Raw genomic sequence first — 21,118 nt, forward strand, 5'->3', positions numbered from 1 at the left:
CTGCGCCAACCGGGAGATGACCAGCATCGTCCCGTTCACCGCGAGTCCGCACAGCAGTGACGCGGTGGTGAAGACGGCGAGACCGATGACGAACGTGGTCCGCCGACCGACGATGTCCGCCAGCCGGCCGCCCAGCAGCAGGAATCCGCCGAAGACCAGGGTGTACGCCGAGATGACCCACGGCAGGGCGGCGCGGCCGAGCTCCAGGTCCGCGCCGATGCTGGGCAGTGCGACGTTCGCGATCGTCACGTCGAGGATGACCATGAACTGGGCGAGGCACAGCAGGACGAGCACGCGCCACCGCCCAGGGGACTGGGCGGTCGGCGCGTGACCGTGTCCGTGGTGCTCTCCGTGGGAGTCGCTCACCGGGTGCTCCAGAAGTCGAACGATAGTGTTAAGGAAAGCTAGCCCGCGTCCGCCCTGTAAGTCAAACACCTATGTAAAACTTGCAGGTCGTCCCGGTGGCCGTGGGTGATCTCCTAGCCGTTGTAGTAAGTGCTCCTACCGGGTATCCATACCCCGAAAGGGGCAACGGTGCAGGGGGGCGGTTGGCATGAGGGGATACGCGAGCGGCAAGGACGACTTCCTGAAGCGGCTGCGCCGCATCGAGGGGCAGGTCCGGGGTTTGCAGCGGATGGTGGAGGGCGACGAGTACTGCATCGACGTGTTGACCCAGATCGCGGCGGCGACCAAGGCGTTGCAGGCGGTGTCCCTGGGGCTGCTTGACGAGCACCTCCGCCACTGCGTCGCGGAGGCGTTGGCCGAGGGCGGTGCCGGCGCGGACGAGAAGGTTCGCGAGGCCGGCGAGGCCATCGCCCGACTGGTGCGTTCGTGAGCGTGGGCGGCCGTGCCGGCGGCTCTGTGCGGTCTGTCGTGGGACGATGCGCCCATGAGTCGTGATGGACGGCGGCGGGCGGATGCCGAGCGCAACATCGAAGCGATCCTCGATGCCGCCCTGGAGTCCTTCAGCGAGCGGCCCGACGTGAGCATGACCGCCATCGCGCAGGCGGCGGGGGTCAGCCGGGTCACCCTGTACACCCACTTCCCGTCCCGGGAGGAGTTGCTGGCGCGGGTGCTCGACCGGGCGATGTCCAGTGCCGCCGTGGTGCTCGACGCGGAGGCGTTGGGCGACGGGCCGGCGGTGGAGGCCCTGTCGCGGCTCATCCGGTCGGCGTGGCACATCCTGGCCGGGTACCGGAACCTGATGACGGCCGCCGGTGCCGTGCTCGGCGCGCGTCAGGTCCGCGGTTACCACAAGGTCGTCCTCCAGCGGGTGGAGCGGCTCATCGCACGGGGTCGCGACGAGGGGTCCTTCCGCACCGACCTGCCCCAGGCGTGGCTCGTCACCGTCTTCTACAACCTGATCCACGCAGCCGCCGACGAGGTCGGCGCGGGCCGGTTGAAGCAGCGCGACGCGGCGAACGTGCTCGAAGCCACCGTGCTGGGCGCACTGACGTCACCGGCACCGGTCGGTCGCACCGGGCGCTGAGCCGCGCCTCATCCTTGACGGAGCTGTACGGTTTCGGATATCAATCCTTGACACGGCCGTACAACTTCGGGGGAGTGTCATGGCCAAGTGGTGGCCGCTGGTCGCGGTATGCCTGGGGACGTTCGTCCTGCTCGTCGACGTCACGATCCTCACCGTGGCCCTGCCGGACATGGCCGCCGGGCTCGACGCGTCGCTGGCCGACCTCCAGTGGGTGATCAACGTCTACGCCCTGGCGCTGGCCGCGCTCCTGCTCGGCATGGGGTCGCTGGCCGACCTGCTGGGCAGACGGCGGGTCTACCTGATCGGACTCCTGGTGTACGGCGCGGGCGCCCTGATCTGCGCGCTTGCGCCCACTATCGAGATGATGATCGCCGCACGAGCGGTACAGGGCGTGGGCGCCGCGGCCATGTTCGCCACCATCGTCGCCCTCCTGGGTGTCACCTACCAGGGGCGTGACCGCGGGGTCGCGTTCGGTGTCTGGGGTGCGGTGAGCAGCGCGGCCGTGGCGGTCGGCCCGCTGCTGGGCGGCGTGCTCACCCAGTACCTCGGCTGGCGCTGGATCTACGTCCTGGGCCTGGTCGTCAGCCTCGCCACGGTCGTCCTGGTCCGGATCGTGCTGGTGGAGTCGCGCGACCCGGGCAGGCCCCGGATCGACCTCGCCGGCATGGCCGCGTTCACGGTCGCGGCGGGCGCGGTCACGTTCGCGTTGATCCAGGTCAACCAGTCCGGGTGGACGGCAGCGGCGACGCTGTGGCCGCTCGGAGCCGGTGTGCTCGCCCTGGTAGTCTTCGTCGCCGTGGAGCGCAGGCGGGACCACGCGATGCTCGACCTGAGGTTGTTCCGCCGCATGTCGTTCACCGGCGTGATGGTCGGCGCACTGCTGCTCCAGGCCGCCGCGTTCGCCTACCTGCCCTACCTCACGGTCGGCCTGCGGTCGGTGCTGCACGCCGATCCGGTGACGACCGGTCTGGTGCTGCTCCCGCAGAGCGTCGCCGCCTTCGTCGTCTCACTGATCGCCGGCCGGTTCCTGCACCGCACGGCGCCGCGCTGGAGCATCGGCATCGGTCTGGTCGTCATCGGCCTGGGCGCGCTCGTGCAGGCCGTGGCGGACTTCGAGGGCGGGGTGTGGGTGATCGTGCCCGGCCTGATCGTCTCCGGGATCGGCGTCGGCATGGCCACCCCGACACTGGCCTCGGCGGCGGTGGCAACTGTGCCGCCGCAGCGCGCCGGGATGGCGGGTGGTGCGGTCAACACGTTCCGCCAGCTCGGTTACGCGTTGGGAATCGCCGTTCTGGGTGCGATCTTCAGCTCATCGGTGGAACGCACCGTTTCGGAGCGTCCCGACCTCGTGACCGACCCCGCCGCGGCCGCCGATTCCCTGACGGCGGGCCGCGCACAGCAGCTCGTCTCCGGTGACGTGGACGGCCTCCTGCGGGCGGCTTTCTCGTCCGGTATGGACCTCACCTACGTGGTCGTCGGCACCGCCGCACTGGTCGGCGGCGCACTGGTTCTCGTCCTGCTGCGCGATCGGGTTCGGGTTCGCCCGACACGGGGGGTGCCGAACAAGAAAAACCACTATGGTGCATAGTAGGTTTATGACGGTTCTCGAAGGTCCGGCGGCCGTTCCCCTCGCCCTCGCGCGGACCGGGCCCAAGGGGTCGTTCCTGCTCCGGGTGTTCCGCACGACGGACCACAAGCAGATCGGCATCCTCTACCTGGTCACGTCGTTCGTCTTCTTCATGATCGGTGGCGTCATGGCGCTGCTCATGCGGGCGGAACTGGCCAGGCCGGGCATGCAGTTTCTCTCCAACGAGCAGTACAACCAGCTGTTCACCATGCACGGCACGATCATGCTGCTGCTGTACGCGACCCCGATCCTGTTCGGTTTCGCCAACTTCGTGCTGCCGTTGCAGATCGGTTCGCCGGACGTGGCGTTCCCCCGGCTGAACGCCTTCTCGTACTGGCTGTACCTGTTCGGCGGGATCGTGGTCGTGTCGGGCTTCCTCACCCCCGGCGGCGCGGCCGACTTCGGCTGGTTCGCCTACACCCCGCTGTCCAACGCGATCAGCTCGCCCGGCGTCGGCGCGGACCTGTGGATCGTCGGACTGCTGATCAGCGGGTTGGGCACGATCCTCGGCGCGGTCAACATGATCACCACCGTGGTCTGCCTGCGCGCGCCCGGCATGACCATGTTCCGGATGCCGATCTTCACCTGGAACATCCTGGTCACCAGCGTCCTGATCCTGATCGCGTTCCCGATCCTGACCGCCGCGCTGTTCGGCCTGCTGGCGGACCGGCAGCTCGGCGCCCACGTGTTCGACCCGGCCAACGGCGGCGTGATCCTGTGGCAGCACCTGTTCTGGTTCTTCGGTCACCCCGAGGTCTACATCGTCGCGCTGCCGTTCTTCGGCATCGTGTCCGAGATCTTCCCGGTGTTCAGCCGCAAACCGATCTTCGGCTACAAAGGACTGATCTTCGCCACGCTCGGGATCGCCGGCCTGTCCGTCGCGGTGTGGGCGCACCACATGTACGCCACCGGCGCGGTGCTGCTGCCGTTCTTCTCGTTCATGACGTTCCTGATCGCGGTTCCGACCGGGATCAAGTTCTTCAACTGGATCGGGACCATGTGGAAGGGACAGCTGACCTTCGAGTCGCCGATGCTGTTCAGCATCGGGTTCCTGGTGACCTTCCTGTTCGGTGGGCTGTCCGGGGTCCTGCTCGCGGCACCGCCCATCGACTTCCACGTCTCCGACACCTACTTCGTGGTGGCCCACTTCCACTACGTGCTGTTCGGCACCATCGTGTTCGCCACCTACGCGGGCATCTACTTCTGGTTCCCGAAGATCACCGGCCGGATGATGGACGAAGGCCTGGGCAAACTCCACTTCTGGACCACCTTCCTCGGCTTCCACCTGACGTTCCTGGTGCAGCATTGGCTGGGCAACGAAGGCATGCCGCGCCGGTACGCGGATTACCTGCCCGGCGACGGCTTCACCACGCTCAACACCATCTCCACCATCGGCGCCTACCTGCTCGGCGCGTCCACGCTGCCGTTCATCTGGAACGTGTTCAAGAGCTACCGCTACGGCGAGGTCGTCACCGTGGACGACCCGTGGGGGTTCGGCAACTCGCTGGAATGGGCCACGTCCTGCCCGCCGCCGAGGCACAACTTCACCGAACTACCCCGCATCCGGTCCGAACGGCCCGCGTTCGAGCTGCACTACCCGCACATGGTCGAACGGATGCGCGATGAAGCGCACATCTCCCTGATCAAACGGCCCGGACGCCACACCTCACCGGACCGGCCGACTGAAGCCGCGCTGGCCTCGACCGATCGCGAGAAGCCGGAGAAGCCGGAGCAACCGCCGTCACCCGCCGAGAACCCCGAGCAGGAGGGCCGGTGAGCAGTCCGAGCAACACCGACACCGCGGCCGTCACATAGGCGATCCGCACCGCCCACCGATTGACCTCGGGCGCAGCGGACTCCTCGCCTCGAAACGCCGGGCCGATCCACCGCAGGTGGTAGAAGATGCTGGCGACCGTCGCAGCGGCACTGATTCAGAGCCGGGCCGGCGTCATCCGGGAGTTCGACCGGGGTTGCGTCGAGTGTCCCGTCGCGTAGCAGTCGCGCGGGCGGTTCGACAGGTTCCGCAGTGCGAGGGTCAGTCGGCCGAGTCCGGTGTCCGGCGACACCAGAGTCGGCCAGACCGCGTTGGTACTCGTCGGCAGGCCGGAGGTTGAGCAGCTCGATCACCCGTTTGGGGTGACCGTTGCGGTGCAACGTCATCCGCGTAGCGCCCAGACGCCGTGCCAGGCCGACGGTGCTCAGCGCTGCCAGACTGTAACATCAGCAATACATTGAGTGATCGGAAGTCGTGATGAAGGCAAGCGGGCGGGTAGGGCCCCGGAGGCGGCGCGGTGCCGCCGTGGCCGGACTGGTCGGACTCGGCGTCGGCGAAGTCGTGGTCGCGGCACGGGGTGTTTCCCTGGTGGACAACGTCGGGAGAACCCTTGTCGACTGGAGCCCGCGTCCGTTGGTCGACCTGACGGTCGAACTTCTCGGCAGCCGGGACAAAACCGCGATCCGGATAGGCGTAAGTGCGGCCGTGATCGCTACCGTCACCGGATTGGCCGGGCTGCCGAGCAGGACTCGCACCCCCGCCATCGCCGCGTTGGCCGCCGCCACGGCGAGCCTGGCATTGCGACGCCCGCCGCGATCCACGATGGCCACAGTCGCAGCCGCGACAGCCGGCGCCGCGGTGACCGGGGTCGGCCTGAGTCGAAGCCCGGCGGGCGTCTGTGGTGATGCGGCTTTGGCCGTGCTCGGCGGTGGTCTGATGGTAGCCGCCCGTGCGTTGTTGGCCCGTGGTCGTCGTCAGCACAGCAAGCTGATTCACGCGGCCAACGCGTCACCGTGCGCCGGCGCGATGCCGGACGAGGCGCCGGACGATGGCGCCGAGGCTCCGGCCGGCCTGGCGCCCCTCATCACTCCGATCGGGCAGTTCTACGTCACCGACGTGAACCTCGGCGCACCCCTGGTCGATCCCGAGGGCTGGCGGCTCTCGGTCCGCGGGCTGGTGACCCGGCCTCAACGGTGGTCACTGGCCGAACTCGTCGCGGAGGCCGAGGAGTTCGACGCCGTCATGGTGTGCATCCACAACCCGGTGGGCGGCCACCGGGTCGGCAACGGCAGGTGGCGCGGTGTGCCGCTGCGAGCCGTGTTGGAACGTGCCGACCCGTCGGCACGGGCGACCACGCTCGTGACCCGGGCTGTCGACGGGTTCACCGCCTCGTTCCCGCTGGAACCACTGCGGACCGGCGAGTGGACCGGGTACGTCGTGACCGGGTTGAACGGCGAGCCGTTGCCGGCTCGGCACGGGTACCCGGCCAGGGTGTTCGTCCCAGGTGTCTACGGCCAGTACACCGGCGCCAAGTGGCTCGCCGAACTGGAGCTCACCGCGGGCCCGCACACCGACTACTGGTCACCACGCGGATGGCCGCTCCTTCCGGCGTGGGTGCAACCGCACGCCCGGATCGACGTCCCGGCAACCGGAGCGCACGCGGGCCGCACGGTCAGCGTCGCCGGTGTCGCGTGGGCACCGCCGCACGGGCTCGCCGGTGTTGAGGTGCGTGCCGACGGCGGTCGGTGGCAGGTGGCGGACCTCGCCCGCGAACTGGCTCCGTCGTCGTGGCGCCGCTGGCGGGCGGCGCTGGATCTGGCACCGGGCGCCCACGCCGTTCAGGCGCGCGCGATCAGCCGGTCCGGCGAAGTGCAGGAAGGCCGCGAACGACCGCCGTTCCCCCTCGGTGCGAGCGGGTGGCACACCATCACCGTTCGCCTCTCGCCGTAGCACAGGTCGGTTCCACGCCCCGAAGGGCATAAGTCGAACACTGCTGTTTGAGTTCGGCAGTGTCCGACTATACCGTATCCCTTACGGGTATGTTCGACTTAAGGGGGAGTGGTGGGCTGGGTCGACTACTACCGGCGGCGAGCCGTCCTTCAGGCGGCACTCCGGCAGGTGGCACGGGACGGTGAACTGTCCTTCGATCGGGTGGACGGCGCGGTCGGGGTGTTCTCCGGGCTCGCCGAGTTGGTGCTCGCCCTCCATCACCGGTGGTCGCTACTGCTCCTCGGGCGAGTCGAGCTGGCGTTCGCCGAAGCTCGCGAGGGTGAGGATCCTGCCGACGTCGTGTCGCGGGCCTGGCTCGCGCTCGCCGCGGCCGAGCCGGTCCTCCGTGCCGTGCTGGACGCCCACGAGCGCCGGCCGACCATGGCCTCGGCACTTGCCCGGGAAAACCGGATGCTGGCGTTGAACGCGGGATTGGCGCACCCTGACCAGCACGACGCCGTCCTCTCCGAGATCGGCGAGGCGCTGCGGACCTCGTTGAGGCCCAGCGGTACGGCACGCTGACCTCGCCCGGGGCGGTCCGCTCCTTGGTCTGAAAGGACTGCTGCACGTCTCAGTCGTCGAGTGCGCCGCCACCAGCCCTCGAAGTCTGTGTCCACAGTGGATCTCGCGCGAGATGGTCCATTGTGACTGACGTTCGACATCTTCCTACCTCACAGTAGAAACCGCGATCGCATTGACGCCGGGCGGTGGTCGATGCATCCTTAAACCAGACGGCACTGTTCGATTTATGTGCGTGGGCTGCCGCAGCCCGCGTAGCCGCCTGGGGGGAGTCGCGTGATCTCGCTCGTACCACCTGACGATGCTCGTTTATCGGTGATCCCGCTGTCCGAAGGTGACGGATTCACCTTCGTGCCCGATGCGGCCGGTGCCGCCGCGTTCGCGGACGCGGTCGGCCTGGGCGGCGAAGAACTGGCGACCGGCTTCGCTCCCGCGTTGTACGTGGTGAAAGCGCTGGCGTTCGCGTTCCCGAACTCGTGGGCGGAGCACGACCCGTGGGTGCACGCGGCCCAGGAGTTCCGGTTCCACCGACCGCTGCGCCTGGATAGCCCGGTCACGGTCCGGGTGAACCGCCTCGACCACGGCGACCACGGGTTCCGGCGTGGCACCCGACTGGGTTTCGACGTGGTCCGACCCTCCGGCGAGCTCGCCGTGGAAGGGACGACCACCTTGACTTCGGGCCCGGCAACGGGCGGTCCCCGCCTGTCCTCACCTGGCCCTCTCCCGCCACCCGGGGCGTCATTGGGGGAGAGCACGGTGCTGCTCGCCCCCGACCTGCCCGTGCGGTACGCGGAAGCGAGCGGCGATCGGAACCCGCTGCACCTGGACGCGGAGTTCGCGCGCACCCACGGGTTCCCGGACGCGGTGGTCCACGGAATGGCCACAGTGTGCGTCGCCCTTGGCCTCGCGCGGCACCACGTCGGATCGACGTCGTTGCGAGCGCTCCGGGTGAGATTGGCCCGTCCGGTGCATCCCGGCTCCCGGCTGAGGGTGACCACCTGTCGAACGGCGCGGCCCGACGTGTTCCGAGTCAAGGCGACCGTGGCGGAGTTCGAGGTCCTCAAGGACTTCGAAGTGGAGTTCGGTGGTGGCTCCGGTGCTGGATGAAGCAGTGCTGGGCAAAGACTTCGACGTCCGACCCGACGCGCTGGCCGCCCTGCGCGCAGTGGTGGACGTGATCGCACCGGGAATCGGCGGGCTCGACCGCGCGAGCGAGCGCGGAGTGCACCTGCGCCTGGCCCAGTGCCTGGAACTGGCGCAACGCGGCTCCACCACCCTGCTGGCGCGGATGCTCGACATGTACGCCAGGACCGTGCGGCCGAGCGCCCGGTTCGTCGAGCTGGTTCCCGACGAGCAGGACCAGGTCCTGCGGGCCATCGCGGCCGAGGACCTGGACGAGCTGCGCGACCTCATCGACGGCGTGCACGTGTACACGCTCAACGGCTACGTGACCGAATGGCGGCGCGACGGCGAACTCCGCCGTCCACCCGTCTGGGAAGTCATGGGCTACCACGGTCCGGCGGCGGCGCACAGGTGGTCCGATGCGTGACGTGGACGTGGTGATCGTGGGCGCGGGCGCCGGAGGGCCGGTCGCGGCCAGGGCGCTGGCGGAGGCAGGCGCGTCGGTGCTGCTGCTGGACGCGGGGCCGTGGCTCGATCCGGACCGCGACTACAACCAGTGGGAGAACGACATGTTCTCCATGGTCGACGGCAAGCTGCGGTGGGGTCCGGCCGACCGCGCCCGGGACCCGTGGAACCGCAAGCGCTCCGGCGTCAGCGTGATCATGCAGTCGGCGGGCGTCGGCGGGTGTACCCGGCACTACAACGGGATGGCGTCGCGGGCGCACCGGCAGTCCTTCGACCAGGACTGGCCGTTCGGCTACGACGACCTCGTGCCGTACTACGAAGAACTCGAACGCATGCTCCCGGTGCACCGGGTGACGGCGCTGGCGCCGAAGGATGCGGTGTTCGCCGCGGGGTGCCGGGCCATCGGCCTGTCCGAGCGGTTCGCCCAGGACATCACCAAGCCGTGCTGGGGCCACAGCCACAACGCGATCCTGCCGTTGCAGGTGGTGGACCCGGACATCGCGCTGCGGTACCCCGACGTGGTGGGGTGCACGGCGTGTGGCCACTGCCTCATCGGGTGCGGGCTGCCCGCCGGCGCTCCGACCGAGCACAAGGCCAAGCGGGCCACCGACGTCAGCATGGTGCCCGCGGCGGTGGCCACCGGGCGGTGCGAGGTCGTGTCGGACGCCTTCGCCACCGGGATCGTCACCGAACGGGTCGGCACCCGGCTTCGCGCGGTCGGCGTGCGCTGGCGGGAGACGCGGACCGGGCAGCTGAGGGAAGCCTCCGCGCGGCACGTCGTGCTGGCGGCGGGCTCGATCGAGTCCCCGCGCCTGTGGCTCAACTCCGGCCTGCCGGACTCCGGTGCCGTGGGCCGCTACCTGACCACCCACTTCCCCGACGTGGTCACCGGGTTCTTCCCGGAGGCGACGCACCCGGACATCGGCCAGGCCACGATGGCCAAGGCCGACTTCCCCAGCGAAGGTGTGATCTGGTGCGAGGGGTTCGCCCCCTGGGGGTTCGCCGGCGCGCTCAGCGGCACCGGTGACGGGTTCTGGGACGAGACGCCGTCCGACGGCGAGCCGTGGGACTTCAGCGGACGCGCCTGGGGACAGGACGCCCTGCGCCGGATCGCCGACTACCGCAACGCCGTGTGCGTGGCGATCTCCACCGACGACGAGTCCGTGCCGGACAACCGGGTCGCCTTGGCCGACGACTGGCCGCCCGACGAGCACGGACCGGTGCCGTCCGTGTCCTACCACCCGACCGACCGGAGCAGGCAGCGGCAGCTGGAGCTGGCCCGCAAGTCCGCGGAGGTGCTGCGGGCGGCGGGCGCCACGGAAATCATCCGTTCGGGGTCCGCGCGGACGGCGGTGGCCCACGCCATCGGCACCATGCGACTGGGCGACGACCCGCGTCGCAGCGTGTTCGACCCGCGCGGAGAAGCCCACGACGTCGACGGCCTGCACATCGCCGACGCCTCGGCGTTGAGCAACGGTGTCGGTGGTGCACCTCCTTCGCTCACCACGCAGGCACTGGCCTTGCGCACCGCACGTCTGCTGCTCGACCGCCTCGCGGGCGGTGCGCGATGACGCTCGACGGCCGCACGGCGCTGGTCACCGGTGGTGGTGGCGTGCTCGGCGGCGCCGTCGCCGCACTGCTCGCCGAACGCGGGCTCCAGGTCGCGGTGGGCTACCGCGAGAACGCCGACACGGCCAAGGCCCTGGCCGACCGGGTGAACGGCGTCCCCGTGCGGGTGGACGTCCGCGACCCGGACAGTGTGCGGGCGGCGTTCCGCCAGGTGAAGTCCGAACTGGGCCCGGTCACCGTGTTGGTGAACTCGGCGGGCGTGCTGCGTGACCGACCGCTGCTGCGGATGCGCGACGGCGACTGGGGCGACGTGCTCGCGACGAACCTCACCGGGGCGTTCCACTGCGTCCGGCAGGCGTTGCCCGCGATGGTGGCGGCGCGCTTCGGCCGGGTGGTGAGCATCGGCTCGGTCAGCGGGTCCATCGGCACCCCGGGCCAGGCCAACTACGCCGCCGCCAAGGCCGGCCTGGTCGGCCTGACCCGGTCGCTGGCGCGGGAGGCGGGCAGGCAGGGCGTCACCGCCAACGTGGTCGCTCCCGGCCTGCTCCGCTCGGCGCTCACCGAGCACGTGCCGGACGGGGTGTGGGACGCCTACCGCGAGCACACCGCGACGGGGGAACTGGTCGATCCGCACGACGTCGCACGGGCCGTGCTGCTGTGCGTGGAGAGCCGGGGGATCACCGGTCAGGTCATCAACGTCGATGGCGGAATCGCTTAGTCCGTAGAGGACAGATGGGGAGACGTCATGGGGATGTCCAGGGATGAAGTGGCGACGCAACTGAAAGACCTGCTGGTCGAGCGGTTCAGCGTGCCGAGGGAGAAGCTCCAGCCGCAGTCGCACCTGTTCGACGACCTCGGCTTGGACTCGATGGACCTGCTGGGAGCCATCGCGATCCTGGAAGAGCGGTACGACGTGGAGATACCCGACGACGAGCTGACCGAGATGCTGGTGCTCGACAAGTGCGTCGACCGGATCACCCAACACCTGGCGTCGGCGTGACCGGCCGTGAGGTCGTTGTCACCGGGATCGGCACGATCAGCCCGTTGGGCACCGGGGTGGACGAGTTCTTCTCCGCGCTGCGCAAGGGACAGTCGGGCATCGGACCGCTCACCCGGTTCGACAGCGCCGACTTCCCGGCCAAGATCGCGGGCGAGGTGCGGGACTTCCGCCCCGAGGACCACATGTCCCCGAAAGTCGCCCGCCGGACCGCGAGGTTCGCGCAGTTCGGTCTCGCCGCGGCGAACCTCGCGGTCGACCACGCCGGCATCACGGCATCCGACGTGGACAGCGAACGGGTAGGCGTGGTGGTGGGCACCTGCTACGCGGGCGCCGAGCTGCTGGAGACCGCCAAACCCCGCTATGACGAACGGGGCTGGCGCGGCATCGGCCCGAACCTGGGCACCGCGATGATGCCGAACGCCGCCGCCGCAGTGATCTCGATGGAGCACGGGTTCGGCGGGCCGGTCGAATGCGTGACGGCGGCCTGCGCGACCGGTGCGCAGGCAATCTCGCGGGCGTCCGACCTGATCCGCCTCGGCCACGCCGATGTCGTGCTCGCGGGCGGGTGCGATGCGCCGCTGACGACGGTGGCGATGAGCTCGTTCGCCACCGCACGGGCACTGGCGCTCGACGAGGACCCGCAGCGGGCCTGCAAGCCGTTCGACGCCAACCGGACCGGTCTGGTCATGTCCGAGGGTGCGACCGTTTTCGTGCTCGAATCGGCGGACTTCGCCCGAGGCCGCGGCGCCCGGCCCCTGGCGCGGTTCCTCGGCTGGGGTCACTCGGGCGACGCCTACAACCTCGCCCAACCACGACCGGACGGCAGCGGCGCGGCCCGTGCGATGCGCGCGGCGTTGCGCATGGCCGAGGTCGAACCCGCCGACGTCGGCTACGTCAGCGCCCACGCCACCGCCACCTCGGTCGGCGACGTCGCGGAGGCACGGGCACTGCACATGGTGTTCGCGGGCTCGCCCCCGCCCACCTCGGCGACCAAGTCGATGCACGGCCACCTCATGGGCGCGGCCGGCTCGACCGGCGCCGCCGCCGCGCTCCTCGCGTTCATCGACAGGCTCCTGCCGCCGACCATCAACCACGACACCGCCGACCCGGAGTGCGATCTCGACGTGGTCGCGAACGTGGCCCGCCCGGCGAGCCCCGAGGTCGTGATGGCCAATTCGTTCGCCATGGGAGGGATCAATTGCAGTCTCGCCTTCGGCCGCGCGTGACACCGCCGCGCCTGCTGCTCACCGGCGCCACCGGCGTGCTCGGTCCGGCGCTGGTCGCGGAGTTCGGCGGGAGCCGCTTCGTGGCCCTGGAGCACCGGACACCGGTCGGTGACCCCGATGTCGAAGTCGTGCGCGGGGACGTGACCGCCGAGCGGTTCGGCCTCGACACCGACACCTACGAACGCCTCCTCAAGGAGGTCGACGGTGTCCTGCACGCCGCCGCCCTCACCTCGGTCGCGTGGCCGGCCGAGGAGATCTCCCGGGCGAACATCCTCGGCACCCGCAACGCGATGCGCTTCGCGGAGGACGCGGGCGTCCCCCTGCACCACATCAGCACCTTCTACGTCCAAGGCCGCGACGGCACGCACGACTCGACCCCCGCCAACGCCTATCAGAGCTCCAAACGGGAAGCGGAGGACGTGGTCCGCACCGCGGAGGTGCCCACCGCGATCTACCGCCTCCCGATGGTGCTCGGCGACAGCACGACCGGAGCCATCACCAGGTTCCAGGGCCAGGGCATCTACGTCGCGGCGAAGGCGCTGGTGTGCGGCAACGCGCACGTGCTGCCCGTGCCCGACGGGTCCTACGTGGACTTCCTGCCGCGCGACCACGTGGCGCGCTGCGTCCGGATCGGCGTCGATGCCGGCGTGACGGGCGAGCACTGGGTGACGGCCGGTCGTGCCGCGCTGACCTTCGAGCAGTTCGTCGAGGAGTGCATGGGGCTCGCCGCCGAGCTGGGGCGCGAGGTCGTGCGACCCAAGGTGGTGGACCCCGGAGTGGTGGAGCGGCTGTTCCTGCCCGCCTTCGGCGACTCGATCCCGCCGGACCTGCGCGTGCAGTTGCGGATGGGCACCCGCGTGGTGCGGGGCATGTCGAACGAGCAGTGGCTGCCCGAACCGGGGGAGACGCTGCCCGAAGGTGTCGACTTCCCCTCGACGCCGGATCTCGCGGACTGCCTCGCGCGCTCCCTGCGCTACTGGGCCGCCAACACCACCCTCCCGCCCGCCATCCCCCTTCAACGAGAGGGCACCCTATGACCACGCAGGACGACGTGATCGACCTCTACTCGCGGTACGTCAACCGGGGGACCGCACGCCTGGCGACGTTGACCGCCTCTCCGGTGTGGGACCGCGCCGAGGGCAACCACGTCTACTCCGCGTCCGGAGAGCGCTTCCTGTCCTGTGGCGGGTTCTCCGTCTTCACCCTCGGCCACCAGCACCCCGACGTCGTCGAACCGGTAACCGAGCAACTGCGCAAGCTCGCCCTCGTCGGCCCCACGGTGCTGCACGAGGCACATGCGCTGGCCGCGCGGACGCTGGTGGAGGCGACACCGGACGGACTGGACTACGCGTTCCTGCTCAGCACCGGCGCCGAGGCCACCGAGCTGGCGCTCAAACTGGCCCGGCTCAACGGCAAGCGCCGCGTCGTGGCGACCGTCGGCGGCTACCACGGCAAGACCCTGGGCGCGTTGAGCGTGACCGGCCGGGACCAGCTCCGCACGCCGTTCGAGCCGATGCTGCCCGACGTCACGTTCGTCCCGTTCGGCGACATCGGGGCGATGGAACAGGCCGTCACCGCCGATTCGTGCGTCGTCATCGAGCCGGTCCAGGGCGAAGGCGGAGTACAGGTGCCCCCGCCCGGGTACTTCGCGGCGCTCGCTCGGCTCTGCGCCGACACCGGCGCGCTGCTGATCGTGGACGAGATCCAGACCGGCGTCGGCAGGCTCGGCCGCATGTGGGGCGTCGAGGCCGAGGACATCGTGCCGGACATGCTGTTGAGCGGGAAGGCACTCGGCGGCGGCGTGATCCCGGCGTCGGCCGTGGTCGCGAAGGCGAGCGTGTACGAGCCGCTCAACCGCGACCCGATCCTGCACACCACCACCCACGGCGGCAACCCGCTCGCGGCCACCGCGATCCGGCACACCATCGACGCGGTGATCCGGCACCGCGTGCCCGAGCGGGCCGCCGAACTGGGGCAGCGGCTGCTGACGATGCTCCGCGACACCTTCGAGGCGCACTGCCCGCACCTCGTTCGCGAGGTCCGGGGGCGCGGCCTGCTGATGGGCGTGGAGTTCGTCGAGATCGGGCACGCGGGCGACCTGGTGCTGGAACTGCTGGACCGCGGCGTCGTGGTGTCCTCGGCGATCAACTCCTACGGCACCATCCGCTTCACCCCGTCGGCGTTCTTCGCCGAGGACGACATCCGGTGGCTGCGCGAGGCGGTCGACGAATCAGCGCGGGCACTCGCGAAGCGCCACCCGGCACACCAGAGCTGAGCGCCCGGCCAACCCGGGTCAACGGAAAGGAACACCCGCAGATGCGTGAGGTCAACGTTGCCGTGGCGGCGCCAGGGCACACGTCGGAGGACGCCTACCGGATCGTCGCCGACTACAAACGCTACCCCGACGTGGCGGAGTCGGTGCTTGGTGTGGAGATCGAGGACTTGGGGGACGGTCGTGAGCGCTGCACCTGGGAGGTGAAGTTTCGGCGCGGCATCCTGCGCTGGACCGAGGAGGGCGTCCACGACGAGGCGGAACACCGCATCGACTTCGCCCTGGTCGAAGGCGATCTGGACGAGATGAAGGGCCACTGGCTGATCGAGGACGCCCCCGGCGGCGGCAGCGTGATCCGGTTCTGGTCGCGGTTCGACATGGGCATCCCCACGCTGGAGCACCTGATCGAGCCGGTGGCCGCGGACACCCTGCGCGCCAACGTGGTCGACATCCTGCACGGCCTCTTCGGCAGCGTCGAAGAACTGGCGGAAGCGGGAGCCGACCGGTGACGACGGGTTTCCTGGCCGCGGACCGGAGGCTCGTCGCCGAGTACCTGCCGGGCCTGGACGAACAGCTTGTCGAGCGGCCGCTGGAGGAGCTGGAACGGCCCGGCTCACCCGCCGTCGAGTGGTTCCGGAAGGCGGGCGGCCCGTCGCTGTTCGTGCCGGAGGACCTCGGCGGACGGGGTGTGGGCCTGCGGGACGGCGTGCGGATCCAGCGCGCGCTCGCGACCCGGTCGCCGTCCCTGGCGGTCGCCACCACGATGCACCACTTCTCCGTCGCCAGCATGATGGACTTCGAGGGCGAGGGCACCGGGATGGAGTGGCTGGTCGCCGAGGCGGTCAGCCGGAATTCCCTGCTGATCGCCTCCGGCGCGGCGGAGAGCGCGCCGGACAGCACCATCGTGCGGCCGCAGATGACCGGCCGGGCGGTGGACAAGGGCATCCTGGTCAGCGGCAGCAAGAAGCCGTGCAGCCTCAGCCGTTCGATGGACCTGCTGTTCGCCACCGTGCGCGTCACCGCGGACGACGGCACGGAGACCCTGGCGTTGGCGGTCATCCCGAAGGGTTCGCCGGGGCTGGAGGTCCACCCGTTCTGGTCCAGCCCGGTGCTGGCCGGTGCCGAGAGCGACGAGGTGCGGCTGACGGACGTGTTCGTGCCGCGCCGCGTGGTCGGCGAGCTGGGACCGCTGGGGGCCACGACGCAGTCCCTGCGGGGCGCGATGGTGTGGTTCGAGGTGTTGATCGCCGCCTGCTACGTGGGCGTCGCGTCGGCGCTGCTGGAACGCGCGCTCAGCTCTCGACGGGCGGCTGATCGCCAGCTCGCCGCGATGGCGATCGACGTCGAGGGCGCGGTCCTCGCACTCGAACGCGTCGCCGACCAGGTGGACGCGGGCGGGCAGGTCTCCGCGCTGTTCGGGACGTCGTTGTTGGCGCGGTTCGCCGCCCAGCAGGCCGTGGTCCGGGCGAGCTCGCTCGCGGTGGAGGCGTTGGGCGGCGGGGCTTTCATCGGCTCGCCGGACGTGTCCTACCTGCACTCGGCGGCGGCCTGCCTGCCGTTCCACCCACCGGCGCTCGCCGCGTCCGAGGACACGTTGGTCGGGTTCCTCCGGGGCGCGCCGGTGGATCTCCGCTGAGCACAATCACGAAAGGTCGTTCCGTGTTCGAGGCGTGGGGTGGGTTCGTCGTCCGCCACCGGTGGTCGGTGCTGGTCACGGTGCTCGCTGCGGTGCTGCTGAGCGCCGGGTGGGGCCTGGGCGTGTTCGACCGGCTGGGGCAGGGCGGCTACAGCGATCCCGATTCCGAGGCGGCCAAGGTGCAGGAGCGGATCGACACCACGTTCGGCCGCCAGGACGCCGACGTGATCGTCGTCTACACCGCGCCGGAGGGGCGCACCGCCGCCGATATCGGACCGGAGGTGACCGAACGGCTGGCCGGTGTCGACCGCGCGCTGCTCGACCGCGACATCCAGTCGTTCTGGACCGCGACGCCGGAGCTGCGGCCACGGCTGGTCTCCGGGGACGGTCGCAGCGCTCTCGCCCTGGTGTCGCTCAAGGGCACGGAAAGCGAGCGGCTGCGGTCGTTCGAGCATGTGGCCGACGACCTCTTGGTGCCCGGTGTGGACACCAAGATCGCCGGCTACACGGCGATCGCGGACGGCATCACGGACCAGTCGGAGAAGGACCTCATCGTCGCCGAGGCCATCTCCTTGCCGGTGACGCTGGCCCTGCTGGTGTTCATCTTCGGCGGGCTTGTCGCCGCCTCGATCCCGGTGCTGGTCGGTGGGCTGGCGATCGCCGGCGCCCTGGGGGTGCTGCGCCTGTTGAGCCTGTTCACCGAGGTGAGCGCGTTCTCGGTGAACATCGCCTCGCTGCTCGGCCTGGGCTTGGCCATCGACTACGGCCTGTTCACCGTGAGCCGCTTCCGGGAGGAACTGGCCGCCGGGCACGCCCCGCCGGAGGCCACCGTGCGGACCGTGCGGACGGCTGGCCGGACGGTCGGGTTCTCCGGCGTGCTGCTGATCGTCGCGTTGGGCGGGTTGCTGTTCTTCCCGCAGGCCTTCCTGCGGTCGCTGGGTTTCGGCGCCATGGCGGCGGTCGCCATCGCGGCCGGGGTCTCGTTGGCGGCAGTGCCCGCCGCGTTGGCCATCCTCGGCCACCGGGTGGACTCGCTGACGTGGCGCAAGGGCGCCGCCGCGCGGGCCGACGAGCGGGCACAACGGTTCTGGGGCCGGGTCGCGACCGGCGTGATGAAGCGGCCTGTGGTGATCACCCTGGCCGTCACCGCGGTGCTGCTGTTGCTCGGAACCCCTTTGCTGGGCACGAAGTTGGGCGATATCGACCACACCACCCTGCCCGCCGACCACCCCGCGCGGGTCGGGCAGGAGAAGTTGGTCTCGGACTTCCCCGGTGCGGAGAGCGGTGCGTGGTTGCTCATCGAAGGGGCATCCCCGGACGCCGTTCGTGACGTCACTTCGGCCGCGTGGGGCGGCTCCGGGGTGGTGGAAGTGCTTCCCGTGGCGGTGAAGGACGACCTGGTGCTGCTCAAGGTCGCGCTCGACGCGGGGGACCGGACGGAGGAAGCCCGCCTCCAGGTCGTCGAACTCGGCCGGATCGCCGACCCACCCGGCACGACCGTCCGGATCGGGGGCGCCACCGCGCTGGAGGACCAAGGCGTCGAGTCGATGATCCGCCTGCTCCCGGTCATGATCGCGTTCATGGTCGTGGCGACGGTCCTGCTGATGTTCCTCGCCTTCGGCTCGGTCGTCCTGCCGCTGAAGGCGGTGCTCATGACCGGCCTGAGCCTGTCGGCCACCTTCGGGGTGCTGACGTGGGTCTTCTACGACGGCTACGGGGCCGATCTCATCGGCGTCAGCACCGGGCCGCTGGTGGCGAGCATGGTGGTGCTGATCACCGCACTGGTCTTCGGGCTGTCCACCGACTACGAGGTGTTCCTCATGTCCAGGATGGTGGAGGCCCGCAACCGCGGCGCCACCACCGAGGAGGCCGTGCGCATCGGCACCGCGCACACCGGGCGGGTGGTCACCTCGGCGGCGTTGCTGCTGATCCTCGTGACCGGTGCGTTCGCCCTGTCCGACCTGACCATGATGCGGTTCGTGGGGCTCGGCATGATCCTCGCCCTGCTGATCGACGCCACGGTCGTGCGCATGCTTCTGGTGCCCGCCCTGATCAAGCTGATGGGCTCGGTCAACTGGTGGGCGCCCGGACCGCTGCGGCGTTTCCAACAGCGGTTCGGCATCAGAGAAGGGGAATGACCGGAAGTCCTCCCCGTCCTAGCCGCTGCTTTCACGGGGGATTGGCGTGAAGGCGGCCGGGCTATGGCGAAAGGTGCTCTGAGCTGCAGGGATATGGCTTGTCCAGGGCCTTGTCCGTCGTGCCGAACCGGGCCTGTTCGGTCCGGTCGCCTCGGACCCGACCGTGTCACGGCTGATCGACACCCTGGCCTGTGACCGCGACAAGGCCCTGGTCGTGGTGGACGCCGCATCAACGTCCTCGCGAACGTCCACGGTATGGCCCGTTCGAACTGAGTGCTCCCGCCGCGTCCCTTCTTCCTGCTTCCCTTCGACATTCGGTCCCCCTGACCTGCCCTCGTCACGATCGCCCGCCGCGACGGCCTCCCACAACTCGACACGCGGAGCAGGTGCGGTCGGCTTGGCCGGACATGGCCGACGACCGGTCCAACGCGCGGAACGCATCACCAGCTCGGCGTGGTGATGGCGGTGCGCAACGTCCGGTCCAGGGCGTCGGTCGCCTCGGCGGAGTTTCATCCGCCCTCGGTGACTTCCCGCGCAGCCGAGTGGATGAGGTTGTAGAAGATCGTCACGATCCACTCCGCGCTCAGATCGGCCCGGAAGGTCCCTCGGCATGGCCGCGGGTAACGAGCCGGGCGACCCGATCCAAGGCGAGCCGGTGCGTGCCGCGAAGCTCGTCAGGAACCCGCCGAAGACCAGGGTGTAGGCGGAGATGACCCACGGTAGGGCGGCGCGGCTGTGTTCCAGGTCCGCGCCGATGCTGGGCAGTGTGACGTTCGCGATCGTCACGTCGAGGATGACCATGAACTGGGCGAGGCACAGCAGGACGAGCACGCGCCACCGCCCAGAGGCTTGGGCGGTGGCGCGTGACGGTGTCCGTGGTGCTCTCCGTGGGAGTCGCTCAGCGGGTGCTCCAGAAGTCGAACGAGAGTGTTAAGGAAAGCTGGCCCACGTCCGCCCTGGAAGTCAAACACGTATGTAAATCTTGTCGGTCATCCGAGAGTGGCGAGGAGGGTCCGACAGGCCTCTTCACAACGGCGGCAGGCGTCGGCGCAGACTCGGCAGTGCCCGTGCATGTCCGCGTGGCGTTCGCACTCGTCGCCGCAGGACTTGCAGGCCGCGGCGCACGCCTCGACAACGGATCGGGTGAGGTTGGCGTCGTATCCGGTGTGCCTGGACAGCACGCGACCGGTGGTGTCGCAGATGTCCGCGCAATCCAGGTCGGTGCGGATGCACTTGACCAGCTCTGCAACGGCGTCCTCGCTCAGGCAGGCGTCCGCGCAGGCCGTGCACGCTTGTGCGCAGCCGAAGCACGCCTCGATGCACCTGGCCAGCGCCTCTTTGTCCACTCCGCCGAGGTCTGCGGGGTAGGTGTCGAGCATCTTCTCCGCAGTGGTCATGACGACCTCCTAAACTTGGTAGTAGATACATGCACGGAGTACCCATGCTGCGGCGGCGAGTAACAGACATGAGACTCCCTTGACCTCGGTACCCCCGGGGGGTATAAATGCAGGCAGTGAGCGGGCCTCCTGTCCGGACTACCTACTCGCGGGTAGTGCGAACGTTCGGCAGGCGGCTGAAAGGAAGTGCCATGCGGGGATACACGAACGGCAAGGACGACCTGCTGAAGCGGCTGCGCCGCATCGAGGGGCAGGTCCGCGGGTTGCAGCGGATGGTCGACAACGACGAGTACTGCATCGACGTGCTGACCCAGATCGCGGCGGCGACCAAGGCGTTGCAGGCGGTGTCCCTGGGTCTGCTCGACGACCACATCCGCCACTGCGTGGCCGAGGCGTTGACCGAGGGCGGCGCGGGTGCGGACGAGAAGATCCGTGAGGCCGGCGAGGCCATTGCCCGCCTGGTCCGGTCCTGAACACACCGAGTTTCTGAATAATCGCGAGGAGTTGCCGATGTCCGAGTCCACCTACACCGTTGTCGGCATGACGTGCGGGCACTGCGTGGCGTCCGTGACCGAGGAAGTGAGCAAGATCGCGGGTGTGTCCGATGTGGCCGTCGACCTGCCGACCGGCGCCGTCAAGGTGACCAGTGAGGCCCCGGTCGACGAGGCGGACGTGAAGGCCGCGGTCGAGGAGGCGGGCTACGCGCTCGCCGGCTGACCTGCCGACCGACTCGGAGCCCGCCGTGCGGCAGGCTCCCCAGTTCAAGGATTGAGATGAACACAGCAGCGAAGCTCTCCGCCTACGGTGCGGTGCTCGCCCTGGTCGCCGGTGGCGCCTGGGTGGCAGGTGGCGCTGTCGGTCCCTTGTCCGTCGAGGCCGCCTCGGGCGGTCACGA

At 69.8% G+C, this 21,118-nt stretch carries 21 protein-coding genes; 19 read left to right on the forward strand and 2 right to left on the reverse strand.

What is annotated here, in order from left to right:
* Positions 1-366: MFS transporter (locus ALI22I_RS00665; RefSeq protein ID WP_238597990.1), on the reverse strand; the 366-nt coding region annotated here is incomplete at its 3' end.
* Positions 367-553: 187 nt separating this feature from the next.
* Between ALI22I_RS00665 and ALI22I_RS00670 the strand changes: the two genes are divergently transcribed.
* From ALI22I_RS00670 to ALI22I_RS00750, 17 genes are all read left to right on the forward strand, one after another.
* Positions 554-835 (forward strand): metal-sensitive transcriptional regulator, encoded by a 282-nt coding sequence (locus ALI22I_RS00670; protein ID WP_077003642.1) that lies wholly within the window; start codon positions 554-556, stop codon positions 833-835.
* 54 nt (positions 836-889) lie between these two features.
* Positions 890-1,489: a TetR/AcrR family transcriptional regulator gene (locus ALI22I_RS00675; protein WP_077003643.1), complete on the forward strand. Its 600-nt coding sequence runs from the start codon at positions 890-892 to the stop codon at positions 1,487-1,489.
* A 79-nt stretch (positions 1,490-1,568) separates the two neighbouring features.
* Entirely contained in the window at positions 1,569-3,077 is a 1,509-nt protein-coding gene (locus ALI22I_RS00680) for an MFS transporter (protein ID WP_143531846.1), read from the forward strand.
* Between the two features lie 7 nt (positions 3,078-3,084).
* Positions 3,085-4,893, forward strand: coding sequence for an aa3-type cytochrome oxidase subunit I (gene ctaD / locus ALI22I_RS00685; RefSeq protein ID WP_083751307.1), 1,809 nt, complete (start codon positions 3,085-3,087; stop codon positions 4,891-4,893).
* Positions 4,894-5,415: 522 nt separating this feature from the next.
* Positions 5,416-6,840 (forward strand): molybdopterin-dependent oxidoreductase, encoded by a 1,425-nt coding sequence (locus tag ALI22I_RS00690; RefSeq protein WP_077003644.1) that lies wholly within the window; start codon positions 5,416-5,418, stop codon positions 6,838-6,840.
* 111 nt (positions 6,841-6,951) lie between these two features.
* Complete coding sequence (locus ALI22I_RS00695) at positions 6,952-7,401, forward strand: hypothetical protein (RefSeq protein WP_077003658.1); 450 nt, start codon at positions 6,952-6,954, stop codon at positions 7,399-7,401.
* A 312-nt stretch (positions 7,402-7,713) separates the two neighbouring features.
* Complete coding sequence (locus tag ALI22I_RS00700; RefSeq protein ID WP_077003645.1) at positions 7,714-8,505, forward strand: MaoC family dehydratase; 792 nt, start codon at positions 7,714-7,716, stop codon at positions 8,503-8,505.
* Positions 8,495-8,947, forward strand: coding sequence for a gluconate 2-dehydrogenase subunit 3 family protein (locus tag ALI22I_RS00705; protein ID WP_143531848.1), 453 nt, complete (start codon positions 8,495-8,497; stop codon positions 8,945-8,947). The genes ALI22I_RS00700 and ALI22I_RS00705 overlap by 11 nt, the downstream gene beginning before the upstream one ends.
* The gene (locus ALI22I_RS00710) at positions 8,940-10,556 is read left to right on the forward strand and encodes a GMC family oxidoreductase N-terminal domain-containing protein (protein WP_077003647.1); all 1,617 of its coding nucleotides are present in this window, start codon (positions 8,940-8,942) and stop codon (positions 10,554-10,556) included. Before ALI22I_RS00705 ends, ALI22I_RS00710 begins: the two co-directional genes overlap by 8 nt.
* Entirely contained in the window at positions 10,553-11,272 is a 720-nt protein-coding gene (locus ALI22I_RS00715) for an SDR family oxidoreductase (protein WP_077003648.1), read from the forward strand. Before ALI22I_RS00710 ends, ALI22I_RS00715 begins: the two co-directional genes overlap by 4 nt.
* A 33-nt stretch (positions 11,273-11,305) precedes the next feature.
* Entirely contained in the window at positions 11,306-11,554 is a 249-nt protein-coding gene (locus ALI22I_RS00720) for an acyl carrier protein (protein WP_077003659.1), read from the forward strand.
* Positions 11,551-12,780, forward strand: coding sequence for a beta-ketoacyl-[acyl-carrier-protein] synthase family protein (locus ALI22I_RS00725; RefSeq protein WP_077003649.1), 1,230 nt, complete (start codon positions 11,551-11,553; stop codon positions 12,778-12,780). Before ALI22I_RS00720 ends, ALI22I_RS00725 begins: the two co-directional genes overlap by 4 nt.
* Positions 12,777-13,817, forward strand: coding sequence for an SDR family oxidoreductase (locus tag ALI22I_RS00730; RefSeq protein WP_077003650.1), 1,041 nt, complete (start codon positions 12,777-12,779; stop codon positions 13,815-13,817). Before ALI22I_RS00725 ends, ALI22I_RS00730 begins: the two co-directional genes overlap by 4 nt.
* A complete protein-coding gene (locus ALI22I_RS00735; protein WP_077003651.1) occupies positions 13,814-15,055 on the forward strand; it encodes an aspartate aminotransferase family protein in 1,242 nt (413 codons plus the stop codon). The genes ALI22I_RS00730 and ALI22I_RS00735 overlap by 4 nt, the downstream gene beginning before the upstream one ends.
* A 41-nt stretch (positions 15,056-15,096) precedes the next feature.
* Positions 15,097-15,561 carry a type II toxin-antitoxin system RatA family toxin gene (locus ALI22I_RS00740; protein WP_077003652.1) on the forward strand — a complete coding sequence of 155 codons (465 nt, stop codon included), beginning with the start codon at positions 15,097-15,099 and terminating at the stop codon, positions 15,559-15,561.
* Positions 15,558-16,688, forward strand: a complete 1,131-nt coding sequence (locus ALI22I_RS00745) for an acyl-CoA dehydrogenase family protein (protein ID WP_077003653.1) — start codon at positions 15,558-15,560, stop codon at positions 16,686-16,688. The genes ALI22I_RS00740 and ALI22I_RS00745 overlap by 4 nt, the downstream gene beginning before the upstream one ends.
* A gap of 23 nt (positions 16,689-16,711) precedes the next feature.
* A complete protein-coding gene (locus ALI22I_RS00750) occupies positions 16,712-18,826 on the forward strand; it encodes an MMPL family transporter (protein WP_193791644.1) in 2,115 nt (704 codons plus the stop codon).
* A 989-nt stretch (positions 18,827-19,815) separates the two neighbouring features.
* On the opposite strand, the gene ALI22I_RS00755 is transcribed toward ALI22I_RS00750, so the two are convergent.
* Positions 19,816-20,223, reverse strand: a complete 408-nt coding sequence (locus ALI22I_RS00755; protein ID WP_077003654.1) for a four-helix bundle copper-binding protein — start codon at positions 20,221-20,223, stop codon at positions 19,816-19,818.
* Positions 20,224-20,414: 191 nt separating this feature from the next.
* Here ALI22I_RS00755 and ALI22I_RS00760 point away from each other — a divergent pair, with 191 nt between their 5' ends.
* Together ALI22I_RS00760 and ALI22I_RS00765 are read left to right on the forward strand one after the other, a co-directional pair.
* The gene (locus ALI22I_RS00760; RefSeq protein WP_077003655.1) at positions 20,415-20,696 is read left to right on the forward strand and encodes a metal-sensitive transcriptional regulator; all 282 of its coding nucleotides are present in this window, start codon (positions 20,415-20,417) and stop codon (positions 20,694-20,696) included.
* Between the two features lie 37 nt (positions 20,697-20,733).
* Positions 20,734-20,940, forward strand: coding sequence for a heavy-metal-associated domain-containing protein (locus ALI22I_RS00765; RefSeq protein ID WP_077003656.1), 207 nt, complete (start codon positions 20,734-20,736; stop codon positions 20,938-20,940).
* Positions 20,941-21,118: the final 178 nt, after the last annotated feature.

It is taken from the genome of Saccharothrix sp. ALI-22-I, from assembly GCF_001984175.1.
Taxonomy (GTDB): Bacteria; Actinomycetota; Actinomycetes; order Mycobacteriales; family Pseudonocardiaceae; genus Actinosynnema.